Below are 13,174 nucleotides of genomic sequence, written 5' to 3'. Positions count from 1 at the left end.
GCCCATGCGCCTTCCAGAGGTTCGCATCGGGTGGAGGCATGTCCTCAGCGGAAGCCTGTCGGGCCGAGCTCGTTTCGCTACTGCGGTTGCACGAGGCGCCGAAGCGCCTCGCGGGTCTCTTCGTCGGGTGAGTACAGGACCGTGCCCGCCATTCCGCGCGTGAGCAGCACCTTGTAGGTGTTGCGGATCAGCAGGTCGAACCGGACGTCCGTGAGGTTCTTCTTCGACTTCAGGCTCGGGTCCTTGTTCTCGTCGCGCCGAACCACGAGTCGGCCGTCGCGCCACACCAGGTCGGGCCCCAGGATCACGCCGTTGTAGTCGTATTCGAATCCCTGCGCGGTGTACACGCAGCCCACCTGCCCGAATCCGCCCTCCTCGGTCGCCCACAGCTGTGACGGCGGGGCGTCGCCGATACGCCTCTCCGACTTCGAGTTCCACGGCCGCGCCCAGTCGCCGATCCGCACGTCCGGGATCAATGTCTTCTCCGGAGTCGGGTCGCTCCACGTCCAGCAGTATCCGGCCGTCATCCGCGCCGAATATCCCTGTGTGCGCTTCTCGTCGAGTGAACGCTCCAGGTCCCACGGCGTCTCCGCCACCCGGACGTCGAAGTCGCCGTCGCCGCGCCATACCCACGGCTCGCGGCCGCCGAGTCCCACGAGATCGAGCACCCACTCGACGTACCGCTCGCTTCCCCCGCAGCGGAACTGGTCGTCGAGGCGGATGTGCACGGTCTCGAGTCCGAGCGAGGCCGCGTACGCACGGATCTGTGCTGGCGATCCGAGCTCGCCCGGCCGCACGATCTGATGCTCGTCGAGGAGGAACAACGGAACGCGGGCCGCCGAGATCAGCTCGTCGACCTGCGGCCGCCCGGTCCTGTTCTCCGCCTTGGTGAATCTGTTCGCCGACGTCTCCCTGATCCGGTGGGCCTCATCGAGGATGAGGACGTCGATCTCGTTGGGGGCCGCTGTGATGAACTGGTTGAAGTACTTGAAGAGGCTCTTGACTCGCGGGGCCCGGTGACCGGCGACCTGTCGCAGCGTCGTCGTGAACGACCGTGAACCGGTGGCGTGCAGCACCGTCCGTCCACGGCGCGCCAGGTCGCCGAGAACGGCAAGGGCGATCGCGCTCTTTCCGCTGCCTGGACCGCCCGTCACCACCAGAACCCGCTTGGTGTTCGCTGCCCGTGCCCGTTCCACGTCGTGCAGGACGGTATCGACGGCGAGTCGCTGCTCGCCGAGCAGATGGAACACCTGCCGGTCGCGCACCTCCTGGGCCGCCACCGCGAGGAGTTGTTGCGACGGGGCGGCCGGTGAGTTGAGCAGGGCGTCCGCCGCGGCGCCTCCGCGGACCCCGGGCGCGAGGCGGCTGCGGAGGAAGCTCAACATCGCGTCGGTGTCGGCACCGGTGAACATGCGCCCCGTCGTGGTGATCGGATAGGAGCGGAGATCGGAGACCGCCCCGGGCTCCGTCACGTTGTGCAGGTAGGCGATCCCCGCGAGCGCGTCCTCGTGGTCGCGCAGGACGCGCGCGAAGTCACCGATGTACTCGCAATACCCCGCCACCTGCGCCCCCGGATGCAGGAGCGGACCACCGATGTGCGGTACGGAGACGAGGTTCGGATCGTCCTCGAAGGCCGTCGCCGACGACCACTGCTTCAACTCGACCACCACGTACGACGGTGCGCCGGTGCCCGGGTGCATCCCGGCGAGCACCACGTCGGCACGCCGCGACGTCAGCGGCAGCTTGTATTCGATGAGCATCTCGACGTCGCCTAGGCCACCCTGCCGGAGGTCGGCCGCGAGCTTCGGCAGGCTGTTGCTCCAGGCGCGCTGTTCCGCGTCGCCGACGGTGATCCCGCGTTCGAACAGCATGCGCTCCAGCAGCGTCTCCACGAGCGACTGCGCGTCGTATTCGTCGAGCAGTCGGTCCGCGGTCACCCGCAGATAGGTCACGCAACATCCCCCAGGGCAGCACGAATGATCGTGCGGAGGGGATCTGCCCTGTACGAGAGTTCCGTCGAACCGCTGGGGCGAGCGTACTACCCGGCGCCACGGAGACGAGCCGCGCCGCGCGACGCCGACACCGCGGGACCAGCGCGTCGCGCATCGTGTCATCGCCGGGAGCACGACGTACCGGAGGCCAAGATCCGCGAACGCCACCGTCGTCTGGGCACTGGTGACAACAGCGGTGGAAGCGGCGACCACCGCCGCGTTCTACGACGACTCCCGGCGGAACGGGCCCGCCATCGTCGCCGAGTGCGTCCAGGGCATTCCCCTCGGGTCGCCCGCTGGCCCGGATGGGCGCCCGTCGAGCTGACTGCACTGTGGCGCGACCGTGGCGGCGCGGAGGCCTGAAACGTCGGTACATTCGGGGGTAGGTAGGAGGAGGTTCGAGATGGCGGACAGCGTCCCACAGGAGATCGCGGTGCGAGTCGCCGCGGCGGCGGAGGGGGTCACCGTCGGCCGCGAGCACGCGCAGCTCGCCGCCCGCGACGCCTCCGGCTTCCTCGAGTCCATATCGCCGATGACGGTCGACGACGCCTATCGGCGGTACACCGCGAACAACAACCCCGCCTACCTGGCGCGACTGCGCCCACCGGACACGGGGCCGCGCATCAGCCCGATGGGGCTGGTCATCGCACTCGCGGCCGTGTTCGTTCTGGGCGCCGCCGTCACGTCGTCGATGACAGGTGCGTTCATCGGCCTGCTGATCGCCGGTGGCGGCGCCGCCGGGTACCGGATCTGGCAGAACCAGCGACGCGCGCAGCAGCGCGAGGAGGCGGAGGAACGGCGCCTCGCGCAGAACCCTTGGCCCTTCCAGGCCGACCGGACCCCCGCGTACAACCCCGACGCGGAACCGGGCAGCACCCGGGTCGAGACCCGCTTGCTGGGCATCGCGGTCCTGCTCGCCGAAGAGGTCCGCCGCTCCCCGGCGTGGAACAACCCGATCCTCGACCAGCACCGCGTGCGGATCAACCTGGACGCCACGCTGCAGGACATCAGCCACCGCGCCTACCGCGTGTGGCGGCTCCGGACCGATACGCCCCGCCCGTCGGGCGACTCGCCGGTGACGAGCGCCCTGGCCGAGCACCTGGACGAATACGCGACCGCGGCCCGGATGGCCGAGAACGCGCTGCGCGACCACGTGGCCGCGCTGGCCGAGTACCTGGGCGAGCTGCGCCCCGTCGAGCGCCTCCTGCACGACCTGCAGCTCCTCGACCGCACCGCCACCGGCGCCCACCGCGAGCTGCTCGATCAGCTGTACCGGGACGCCGTCGGCAACGAGGCCGACGCCCGGCGCTTCCAGGAACACGCGGACGAACTGCGGGACCTCCAGGCCAGCCTGGACACCCAATTCCACTTCCTCCGAGAACAGGTGGCGCGCACCAACCTCCTGCGCTGAGCCCCGCACACCCGGTGAACCGTGGTTTCATCAACGGATGAGCAATCCTCAGTCGACCACGGGCTACAAACCCGACAACCGCTTCTTCGGCCATCCGCTCCCGCTGGTCAACCTGTTCGGCGTGGAGATGTGGGAACGCTTCTCGTTCTACGGGATGCAGGCGATCCTGGCGTACTACCTGTACTACACCGCATCGCAGGGCGGGCTCGGCTACGACGAGGGCACGGCGCTCGGCATCGTCGGCGCCTACAGCGGATTCGTCTACCTCTCGACGATCGCGGGCGGCTGGATCTCCGATCGCCTGCTGGGCGCCGAGCGGACGCTGTTCTACTCCGCGTGCCTGGTCATGGTGGGCCACATCGCGCTGGCCGTCCTGCCCGGCTCGACGGGCGTCGTGGTGGGCCTGGTATGCGTCGCGATCGGCTCGGGCGGCGTGAAGGGCAACGCCACCAAGGTGGTCGGCGACCTCTACCCCCAGGGCGACCTCCGCCGGGACGCGGGCTTCTCCCTCTTCTACATGGGCGTGAACCTCGGCGCCTTCATCGGCCCGCTGCTCACCGGGTACCTGCAGGACACGGCGGGCTTCCACTGGGGCTTCGGCCTGGCCGCCGTCGGCATGGCACTCGGGCTGGTGCAGTACGCGCTGACCCGCCGGATGCTGCCGCGGATCAGCCAGGAGGTGCCGAATCCCGCCTCGGCCGCCGACATCCTGAACGCCGGCGGCATCCTCCTCGCCGCGCTCGTGCTCGTCGGCGTCCTCATCGCCGTCGGCGTCATCACCGCGGACAACCTGGTGGACGCCGTGATCATCGCGGTGATCATCGCCTCGATCGCATACTTCGCGTTCCTGCTCTCCAGTAAGCGGGTCACGCCCGGAGAGCGCAGCGGCGTGATCGCGTTCATCCCGCTGTTCCTCTCCCAGGTGGCGTTCTGGGCGCTGTTCCAGCAGCTGTTCTCGTTCGTCGCCGTCTACGCGGACAAGCGGTTGAACCGCAACATCCTCGGCTGGGAGTTCCCCGCCTCCTGGGTCCAATCCATCGACCCGGTGTACGTCCTGATCTTCGCGCCCGTGCTCGCCACCCTGTGGGTCAAGCTCGGTCCGCGCCAGCCCAGCACACCGATCAAGTTCGCCATCGGCACCGCCGGGATCGGCGTCGCCTTCCTGGCGTTCCTGTTCATGCCGTCCGGGCAGAACACGGTCCCCGTCATCGGCCTGCTGGCGATCATGCTGATCTTCGCCCTCTCCGAGCTGTGCATCTCGCCCGTGGGCCTCAGCGTGTCCACCAAGCTGGCGCCGCACGCCTTCCCCACTCAGATGGTGGCGCTCAACTTCCTCTCGATCAGCCTCGGTTCGGCGCTCGCGGGGCGCCTGGCCACCTTCTACGACATGAACAACGAGGCGCCGTACTTCATCGTGCTGGGCGGCGTGGCCATCGCGATCGGCCTGGGCGTCGCGGCCCTGACCCCGACGATCAAGCGCCTGGCTCCGGAGGTCGTCTGACCTTCGGCCAAACCCTGGAAACCGGACGTACTCGCGGGTAGTTTCGAGGTCGGAACATCGACGCGAGGAGCTGCTACGTGCCGTCCGACGAATACGACTACATCGTGGTGGGGGCCGGCAGCGCCGGGGCCGTGGTCGCCGCCCGCCTCTCCGAGGATCCCGGCACCAGCGTGCTGCTCCTGGAGGCCGGGGGCGAGGCGGATGCGGACGAGATCCACATCCCGCTGGCGTTCTCCGCGCTGTTCAAGACCAAGTGGGACTGGAACTACACCACCGTCCCGCAGAAGCACCTGGACGACCGTCCCACCTACTGGCCGCGGATGAAGGCGCTCGGCGGCTGCTCGTCGATGAACGCGATGATCTACATCCGCGGCAACCACGGCGATTTCGACGCGTGGGCGAACGAGCACGGCGCCACCGGCTGGTCCCACGACGAGGTGCTCCCCTACTTCCGCAAAGCGGAGGGCAACACCAGCATCGACGACGCGTACCACGGCACGTCGGGCCCGCTGAACGTCGAGGACCGGGTGTACACGCATCCGCTGGTGCACGACTGGGTGGACAGCGCGGTGAGCCACGGCCTCAAGCGCAACGACGATTTCAACGGCGCCGTTCAGGACGGGGCGGGGCTCTACCAGGTGACGTGCAAGGGCGGCCGCCGCTGGTCCACCGACAAGGCCTACCTCGAGCCCGCCCGCTCGCGGCCGAATCTCACGGTGGCGCTGGGCGCCACGGCGCGCCGCATCGAGTTCGACGGTGCCCGCGCGACGGGGGTGACGTTCGCGCAGTCCGCGACCGAGCACACGGCGAAGGCCCGCCGCGAGGTGATCCTCTCCGGCGGCGCGGTGAATTCGCCTCAGCTGCTGATGCTCTCGGGCGTCGGCCCGGCCGAGCACCTCGGCGAACACGGCATCGACGTGCGCGTCCCCCTGCCCGGCGTCGGCGAGAACCTGCACGACCATCCCATCGTCCCCGTCATCTTCGACACGCACGGCACCTCCGACCTGATGGAGGCGCAGAACCTGCAGAACCTGTTGCGCTGGAAGATCTTCGGCACGGGCCCGCTCGCGTCCAACGCGGGCGAGGCCGGCGGCTTCTTCCGCTCCCGTGAGGATCTCGAGCTGCCGGACCTGCAGTACCACGTCATGGCGTCGGGCTTCTACGACAACATGCTGCACGAGCCCACCAAGCGCGGACTGGTGTGCGGCCCCACCCTCGTCAACGTCGCCAGCCGCGGCCGCCTCCGGCTGCGGTCGGCGAACCCCGACTGGCACCCGTCCCTGGAGCCCAACTACTTCGAGGCGCCCGAGGACCTCGACGCCATGCTCGTCGGCGTCCGCGAGACCTTCGAGCTGTGCCGGCAGGGACCGCTGGCGAAGCACCTGGGCAAGCCCTGGCACCTGCCCGAGGACCCGTCGGACGACGACTACCTCGCGCACATCCGGCAGTACGCCCAGACCCTGTTCCACCCCGTCGGCACCTGCGCCATGGGTACGGGCGAGAACGCCGTCGTCGACCCGCAGCTGCGGGTGCGCGGCACCGAGGGCCTGCGCGTGGTCGACGCCTCGGTGATGCCGATGATCACCCGCGGAAACACCAACGCCCCCACCATCATGATCGCCGAGAAGGCGGCAGACGAGATCAGGAAGTCAGCATGACCGCATCAGAGCAGACCGCCACGTTCGATTCGATCAACCCGCGCACCGGCGACGTGGTCGAGACCTACCCCGTCCACTCCACCGACCACGTGCACGCCGTGGTGGCGCGCGCCCGCGAGCAGGCCGACTGGTGGCAGGAACTCGGCTTCGAGGGCCGCAAGCACCAGCTCAACAAGTGGAAGGGCGTGATCACCCGCCGGATCAACCAGCTGGCGCAGATCATCCACGACGAGACCGGCAAGCCGCACGGCGACGCCCTGCTCGAGGCCTCCCTCGGGATCGACCACCTCGCGTACGCGGCCTCGCACGCGAAGAAGGTGCTCGGCCCGCGGAAGGTGTCCTCGGGCCTGCTCATGGCGAACCAGGCCTCGACGGTGCGCTACCACCCGCTCGGCGTGGTCGGCGTGATCGGCCCGTGGAACTACCCGGTGTTCACCCCGATGGGCTCCATCGCGTACGCCCTCGCCGCGGGCAACGCCGTGGTGTTCAAGCCGTCCGAGTACACCCCCGGAGTCGGGGTGTGGCTGGCTCGCACGTTCGAGGAGGCCGTGGGCCGCCCCGTGCTGCAGACCGTCACCGGCCTCGGCCCCACCGGCAACGCGCTGTGCACGTCCGGAGTGAACAAGGTCGCGTTCACCGGCTCCACCAACACCGGCAAGAAGGTCATGGCGGCCTGCGCCGAGACCCTCACCCCCGTGGTCATCGAGGCCGGCGGCAAGGACGCCTTCCTCGTGGACCGCGACGCCGACCTCGACGCGGCCGCCGACGCCGCGGCCTGGGGCGCCTTCGCCAACGCCGGCCAGACGTGCGTGGGCGTGGAGCGGGTCTACGTGCACAAGGACGTCTACGACCCGTTCCTGGAGAAGCTCGTGGCCAAGGCCCGCGACGTCACCGCGAACGCCTCCGACGAGTCCCAGATCGGCCCGATCACCATGCCGGGCCAGCTGCCGATCATCAAGTCGCACATCGAGGACGCCCTCGCGCGCGGCGGCCGCGCCCTGGTCGGCGGAGTCGACGCGGTCGGCGACCGGTTCGTCCAGCCGACGGTGCTCGTCGACGTGCCCGAGGACTCACTGGCCGTGACCGAGGAGACGTTCGGGCCCACGGTCACCGTCGCCCGGGTGGAGTCGATGGACGACGCGATCGAGTTGGCGAACGCCACCAAGTACGGCCTCGCAGCGACCGTGTTCTCCAAGGCCCGCGGGATGGAGCTGGCCGACCGGATCCGCTCCGGGATGGCCGCGGTGAACGGGATCATCACCTTCGCCGGCGTCCCCAGCCTGCCGTTCGGCGGCGTCGGGGACTCCGGTTTCGGCCGCATCCACGGGCCGGACGGGCTGCGCGAGTTCACCTACGCCAAGGGCATCGCGCGCAAGCGGTTCACGCCTCTGCTCAACCTCACCAGCTTCGCCCGCACCGCCGCGCAGGAGGGACAGCTCGCGCAGATCATGACGCTGCTGCACGGCCGCACGGGCACGATCGAGAAGTAGCTAGCCCCGCCGGTAGATGTCGGAGAGCTCGCGGGCCCGGGCGATGGCCTGGACCGCGAGTTCACCGTCGCGGGCCTGGATCGCCCACACGGACACGTACTCGTCCTGCGGCAGTTCGAGCCGGGCGAACGCGGTGCCCTTCGGGAAGCTGAAGCCCTGCACCACGTCCCAGCCGTAGGTGTTCTCGTTGAGCAGGTTGCGCACGGCCACCCCGTCGGGCCCGATCCGCAGCCGCGGCCGGGTGAAGAGCAGCGCCCCACCCGCGAGGACCACGCCGATCAGCGCCATGCCGATCTTGTCGGACGTGCGGAACAGCGGCCCGGTGTCGCCGCCCATCGTGAGCGAGAGGCCGACGGCGCCGTGGCCCACGATGAGCACGATGGCCACGGCCCACGCGTAGATCTTGATCTTGCGGGGACTGGCCTCGAAGGTGGGCTGCGTGGCGGCGTCGGTCATCACGGGACGAGTGTACGGAACCGGACTAAGCGGACCGCAGACGCCGCAGCGTGAGGGCGGTGTCCAGCGCCGCGGACGCCGCCTGCTCCCCCTTGTCCTCGGCGGAGTCCGGGAGACCGGCGCGATCGAGCGCCTCGGCCTCCGTGTTCGTGGTCAGCACGCCGTTGCCGACGGGGACGCCCGCATCGAGCGACACGCGCAGCAGGCCCGCGGTGAGCGCGTCGCAGACGTACTCGAAGTGCGGGGTCCCGCCGCGGATGACGACACCGAGGGCGACCACCGCGTCGTGGTTCTTGGTGAGCTCCTGCGCCACGACGGGCAGCTCGACCGCGCCGGCCACCCGCTCCACGGTCACGTTCCGCACCCCGGCGGATTCGGCCGTCCGCAGCGCGCCCGCGAGCAGGGCCTCGCACACCGTGTCGTGCCACCGCGATGCGACGATCGCCAGCCGCAGGTCGGCGGCACCGTCGAGGGCGATGTCCGGAATGCCTGCGCCGCTCACGCGGTACCTCCCTGGTGGTCGAAGTGGTCGTCCAGATCGCGCAGGTCGTGCCCCATGCGGTCACGCTTGGTGCGCAGGTAGTGGATGTTCTCGGCATTCGCGCGCAGGGGCATCGCGACGCGCTCGGTGATCTGCAGGCCGTAGCCGTCCAGGCCCACCCGCTTGGCGGGATTGTTGGTCAGCAGCCGCATGGACGTGATCCCCAGGTCGACGAGGATCTGCGCGCCGAGGCCGTAGTCGCGGGCGTCGGCGGGCAGGCCCAGCTGGAGGTTCGCGTCCACGGTGTCCGCGCCGCCGTCCTGCAGTTGGTAGGCCTGCAGCTTGTGCATGAGGCCGATGCCGCGGCCCTCGTGGCCGCGCATGTAGAGCACGACGCCGCGCCCCTCCTGCGCCACCATCTCCATGGCCGCGTCCAGCTGAGGGCCGCAGTCGCAGCGCAGCGAGCCGAACACGTCGCCGGTGAGGCACTCGCTGTGCACACGCACCAGCACGTCCTCGCCGCCGTCGCTGGTCACGTCGCCCTTGACCAGCGCGATGTGCTCCACATCGTCGTGGATCGAGGTGTACCCCACGGCCTGGAAATCGCCGTAGCGGGTGGGGATCCGCGCCGAGGCCACCTGCACGACGTGCTTCTCGTTCTTGCGGCGCCAGGCGATCATGTCGGCGATGGAGATCATCGCGAGGCCGTGGTCGTCGGCGAACACGCGCAGCTCGTCGGACTTCGCCATCCCGCCCGGGTCCTTCTCGGAGACGATCTCGCAGATCACACCGGCGGGCGCGAGCCCCGCCAGGGTGGCGAGGTCGACGGCGGCCTCCGTGTGGCCGGGGCGGCGCAGCACGCCGCCGTCCTTGGCGCGCAGCGGCACCACGTGGCCGGGGCGGGTGAAGTCCTCGACGGTGGACGACGGATCGGCCAGCTTGAGCATCGTGGTGGCGCGGTCCGCGGCGGAGATGCCGGTGCCCACGCCCTCCTTGGCGTCCACGGTCACCGTGTACGCAGTGCCGTGCTTGTCCTGGTTGGTGGCGTACATGGGCGGCAGGCCCAGCTTGTCGCAGGTGGCGCCGTCGAGCGGGGCGCACAGGTACCCCGAGGTGTAACGCACCATGAACGCCACCAGCTCGGGCGTCGCCTTCTCCGCGGCGAAGATCAGGTCGCCCTCGTTCTCCCGGTCCTCGTCGTCGACCACGACGACGGCCTTGCCCGCGGCGATGTCCTCGATGGCCCGCTCGATGGAATCGAACCTGGTCATGGCTACTTCTCCTCCTCGGCTGCGGCGAACCCCGTGAGGCGCTCGACGTACTTGGCGACGATGTCGACTTCGAGATTGACGACGGTGCCGGGCTCGGCGAGGCCCAGGTTCGTCAGGTCCAGGGTGGTGGGGATGAGCGACACCTCGAGCCAGTGCTGGGCGTCGTCGCCGGGCACGCCCAGGCCCAGCGCGGACACGGTGAGCGAGACCCCGTCGAGGGTGATCGAGCCCTTCTCCACGACGTATCGGGCGAGGCCCGTGGGGATGCCGATCCGCACCACGGTCCAGTGCTCCGAGGGGCTGAGGCCGAGGACGACGCCGGTGCCGTCGACGTGGCCCTGCACGATGTGGCCGCCGAGCCGCGAGTTCACGGCGGCGGCGCGCTCGAGGTTGACCCGGTCGCCGGGTCCGAGCTTGCTCAGCGAGCTGCGGCGCAGGGATTCCGCCATGACGTCGGCGGTGAACGCCCCGTCGGCGACGGTGACCACGGTGAGACAGACGCCGTTCACGGCGATCGAATCGCCGTGCCGGGCGTCGGAGGTCACCGTGGTGCCGTGCACGGTGAACCGGGCCGCATCCGGGAGGTCCTCGCGGGCGGTGATCACGCCCAGCTCCTCGACGATGCCGGTGAACATTCGCCGCTCCTGCCACTTCGGCCTCAGGGCGACACGACGACGCGGGATACGCCCGCGTAGTTCTCTTCCATCCGGACTATGACCGTCGGCTCCGGGATCGCACCGGAATCTGCTGACCCCCGGCTCTGCCGGGGCGCTCGCGGGCTCGGGCACCAGGATCGCCTGGGGACCATCACCGCCGGTGGGGAATTGCACCCCGCCCTGAGAACTTCCGCTTTCGAAGGTAGCACCTGTTCGCGCGAGCCCCAAGTGTTGGGCTCATGGCGAGCGCAAGGGTTCAGCGCACGAGCGTCAGCAGCACGTCGTCGCCGATCCGCTCGACGGTGTCCAGGCGCATGCGCAGCGCGTCCGTCAGCGTGCCCACGCCGGGCACGGTCAGGGCCGGCAGCCCGGCCCCCAGCAGGACCGGCGCGATGTACGCCTGGACCCGGTCCACCAGCCCCGCGGCGAAGAAGGCGCCGATCAGCCGGGATCCGCCCTCCACCTGGACGTTGACCGCGTCCCCGGCCGCGGCGATCGCGTCCTCGGGGCGGCGCGAGAAGACCTGCTGGGCCGCTCCGGGCCCGGCGAAGACCTGCGCCTCCTGCGGAATCTCCCTCTCCCCCACGATGATCCGTCGCGGCTGATGCGGGTACGGCGTACCGTCGGGCCGCCGGGCGGTGAGCGCGGGATCGTCGGCGGCGACGGTGCCCGTGCCCACGACGATAGCGTCGAGCTGCGCACGTTCGGCGTGCACGCGCTCCCGCGCGGCGGGCCCGGTGATCCACTGGCTGGTGCCGTCGGGCGCGGCGATCCGGCCGTCGACGGTGGCGGCGAGCTTGACGGTGACCATCGGCCGGCCGTGCCGCTGCCGGAACAGCCACTCGGTCAGGGGCCACGGTTCGACGGCGAGGTGCGCGACGTCGACGCCCCCGTCCCGGAGCGTGCGCGCGCCGCCCGCGGCCACGGGATTGGGGTCTGCCGCGGCATAGGCGACGTGCGCGACACCGGCTGCGAGGAGCGCCTGCGTGCACGGGCCCGTGCGGCCCGTGTGATCGCAGGGTTCGAGCGTGACCACCGCGGTCCCGCCGCGGGCGGCGGCGCCGGCCTCGGCGAGCGCGACGACCTCGGCGTGGGGTCCGCCCGCGGGTGCGGTGCGCCCCCTCCCGACGACGGCGCCGTCCGCATCGAGGATCACCGCACCGACCGGCGGATTGGGGGTACTCACCCCGCGTGCGGCCGCCGATTCCGCGACGGCGAGCGCCAGCGCGGCGTCGATGTCCACGGGCGCGGTCACACCCGCGCGGTGGCCGCCGCCTGCGCGCGGAGCCTGCGCACGGCCTCGGCGGGATCCGCGGCGTTGTAGACGGCGGAGCCCGCGACGAAGCAGTCCACCCCGGCGGCCGCGGCCTGTTCGATGGTGTCGGCGTTGATGCCGCCGTCGATCTCGACGAGCAGCTTCAGTTCTCCCGAGTCCACCAGCTTGCGGGCGGCGCGCGCCTTGTCCAGGACCTCGGCGATGAACGACTGGCCGCCGAAGCCCGGCTCGACGCTCATCACGAGCAGGGTGTCGAAGCTTTTGAGGATCTCGATGTAGGGCTCGAAATCGGTCCCCGGCTTGATCGCGAGGCCCGCCTTGCCACCCGCGGCGCGGATGTCCTTCGCGACGGCGATCGGATCGTCGGTGGCCTCGGCGTGGAAGGTCACGTTGTGGGCGCCGGCCTCGGCGTACGGCGGGGCCCAGCGGCCCGGCTCGTCGATCATGAGGTGGCAGTCGAGCGGGATCGTCGTGGACTTGAGCAGGCTCTGCACCACGGGCAGGCCCAGCGTGAGGTTCGGCACGAAGTGGTTGTCCATCACGTCGACGTGCACCCAGTCGGCGCCCTCGGTGCCGTCCACGGCGTCGATCTCCGCGCCCAGTCGGGCGAAATCGGCGGACAGGATGGACGGCGCGATCATCGGCGAAGACATGGACCGCATTGTATGGCCTCCCGCGACACGGCCGAGCCGGGCCGCGTTGCCCTTCATTAATCACTTTAGTAACATCAGCACCATTAGTTACACGGGTAACTCCTGTGAAGTCGCTAGTGGAGAGGTCGTCATGCGGATCGCACGCACCTTCAGCACCCTCGTCGCCGCTGCCGCGGTGGCGTCCTTCGCCGCAGGCCCGGCGCTCGCCGAACCGACCGCACCGCCTGTGCCGGCCGTCCCCGTCGCCGATGCCGGCACTGCACCCGCGGCGCCCGCCCCGGCGGCAGCCGCTCCGGCAGCAGCACCTGCGGCCGCCCCCGCTCCCGCCGC

At 70.3% G+C, this 13,174-nt stretch carries 12 protein-coding genes and 1 riboswitch; of the genes, 5 read left to right on the top strand and 7 right to left on the bottom strand.

What is annotated here, in order from left to right:
• Window positions 1-77: 77 nt before the first annotated feature.
• A complete protein-coding gene (locus BN39_RS20565) occupies window positions 78-1,952 on the bottom strand; it encodes a DUF2075 domain-containing protein (protein ID WP_019204336.1) in 1,875 nt (624 codons plus the stop codon).
• A 442-nt stretch (window positions 1,953-2,394) separates the two neighbouring features.
• Between BN39_RS20565 and BN39_RS20560 the strand changes: the two genes are divergently transcribed.
• The 4 genes from BN39_RS20560 (at window position 2,395) to BN39_RS20545 (ending at window position 8,051) form a co-directional block, all read left to right on the top strand.
• Window positions 2,395-3,402: a hypothetical protein gene (locus BN39_RS20560; RefSeq protein ID WP_019204335.1), complete on the top strand. Its 1,008-nt coding sequence runs from the start codon at window positions 2,395-2,397 to the stop codon at window positions 3,400-3,402.
• 37 nt (window positions 3,403-3,439) lie between these two features.
• Entirely contained in the window at window positions 3,440-4,903 is a 1,464-nt protein-coding gene (locus BN39_RS20555; RefSeq protein WP_019204334.1) for a peptide MFS transporter, read from the top strand.
• 77 nt (window positions 4,904-4,980) lie between these two features.
• Window positions 4,981-6,561, top strand: a complete 1,581-nt coding sequence (locus BN39_RS20550) for a GMC family oxidoreductase (RefSeq protein ID WP_019204333.1) — start codon at window positions 4,981-4,983, stop codon at window positions 6,559-6,561.
• On the top strand, window positions 6,558-8,051 hold the full coding sequence (locus tag BN39_RS20545; RefSeq protein WP_019204332.1) for an aldehyde dehydrogenase family protein: 1,494 nt from the start codon (window positions 6,558-6,560) through the stop codon (window positions 8,049-8,051). Before BN39_RS20550 ends, BN39_RS20545 begins: the two co-directional genes overlap by 4 nt.
• On the opposite strand, the gene BN39_RS20540 is transcribed toward BN39_RS20545, so the two are convergent.
• From BN39_RS20540 to rpe, 6 genes are all read right to left on the bottom strand, one after another.
• Window positions 8,052-8,507, bottom strand: a complete 456-nt coding sequence (locus tag BN39_RS20540) for a PH domain-containing protein (RefSeq protein ID WP_019204331.1) — start codon at window positions 8,505-8,507, stop codon at window positions 8,052-8,054.
• Window positions 8,508-8,532: 25 nt separating this feature from the next.
• Complete coding sequence (gene ribH, locus BN39_RS20535) at window positions 8,533-9,009, bottom strand: 6,7-dimethyl-8-ribityllumazine synthase (RefSeq protein ID WP_019204330.1); 477 nt, start codon at window positions 9,007-9,009, stop codon at window positions 8,533-8,535.
• Window positions 9,006-10,259, bottom strand: coding sequence for a bifunctional 3,4-dihydroxy-2-butanone-4-phosphate synthase/GTP cyclohydrolase II (locus BN39_RS20530; RefSeq protein WP_019204329.1), 1,254 nt, complete (start codon window positions 10,257-10,259; stop codon window positions 9,006-9,008). The genes ribH and BN39_RS20530 overlap by 4 nt, the downstream gene beginning before the upstream one ends.
• A 2-nt stretch (window positions 10,260-10,261) precedes the next feature.
• Entirely contained in the window at window positions 10,262-10,894 is a 633-nt protein-coding gene (locus tag BN39_RS20525) for a riboflavin synthase (RefSeq protein WP_019204328.1), read from the bottom strand.
• A gap of 55 nt (window positions 10,895-10,949) precedes the next feature.
• Window positions 10,950-11,107, bottom strand: a riboswitch (FMN riboswitch).
• Between the two features lie 64 nt (window positions 11,108-11,171).
• The gene (ribD, locus tag BN39_RS20520) at window positions 11,172-12,170 is read right to left on the bottom strand and encodes a bifunctional diaminohydroxyphosphoribosylaminopyrimidine deaminase/5-amino-6-(5-phosphoribosylamino)uracil reductase RibD (RefSeq protein ID WP_237741740.1); all 999 of its coding nucleotides are present in this window, start codon (window positions 12,168-12,170) and stop codon (window positions 11,172-11,174) included.
• Window positions 12,167-12,844: a ribulose-phosphate 3-epimerase gene (gene rpe, locus BN39_RS20515; RefSeq protein ID WP_040768994.1), complete on the bottom strand. Its 678-nt coding sequence runs from the start codon at window positions 12,842-12,844 to the stop codon at window positions 12,167-12,169. Before rpe ends, ribD begins: the two co-directional genes overlap by 4 nt.
• A 130-nt stretch (window positions 12,845-12,974) precedes the next feature.
• Between rpe and BN39_RS23945 the strand changes: the two genes are divergently transcribed.
• On the top strand, window positions 12,975-13,174 hold a 200-nt coding region (locus tag BN39_RS23945), incomplete at its 3' end, for a hypothetical protein (protein WP_237741739.1).

It is taken from the genome of Tsukamurella sp. 1534, assembly GCF_000312385.1.
GTDB lineage: Bacteria > Actinomycetota > Actinomycetes > Mycobacteriales > Mycobacteriaceae > Tsukamurella.
The sequence above is the reverse complement of the archived record's forward strand: the minus strand, read 5'-3'. Positions and strand labels throughout refer to the sequence as shown.

Coding starts and splice junctions, on each gene's coding strand:
- BN39_RS20525 (WP_019204328.1), bottom strand. CDS start 10,894: ATGTTCACCGGCATCGTCGAGGAGCTGGGCGTGATCACCGCCCGCGAG.
- BN39_RS20560 (WP_019204335.1), top strand. CDS start 2,395: ATGGCGGACAGCGTCCCACAGGAGATCGCGGTGCGAGTCGCCGCGGCG.
- BN39_RS20540 (WP_019204331.1), bottom strand. CDS start 8,507: ATGACCGACGCCGCCACGCAGCCCACCTTCGAGGCCAGTCCCCGCAAG.
- BN39_RS20530 (WP_019204329.1), bottom strand. CDS start 10,259: ATGACCAGGTTCGATTCCATCGAGCGGGCCATCGAGGACATCGCCGCG.
- BN39_RS20555 (WP_019204334.1), top strand. CDS start 3,440: ATGAGCAATCCTCAGTCGACCACGGGCTACAAACCCGACAACCGCTTC.
- rpe (WP_040768994.1), bottom strand. CDS start 12,844: ATGTCTTCGCCGATGATCGCGCCGTCCATCCTGTCCGCCGATTTCGCC.
- BN39_RS20545 (WP_019204332.1), top strand. CDS start 6,558: ATGACCGCATCAGAGCAGACCGCCACGTTCGATTCGATCAACCCGCGC.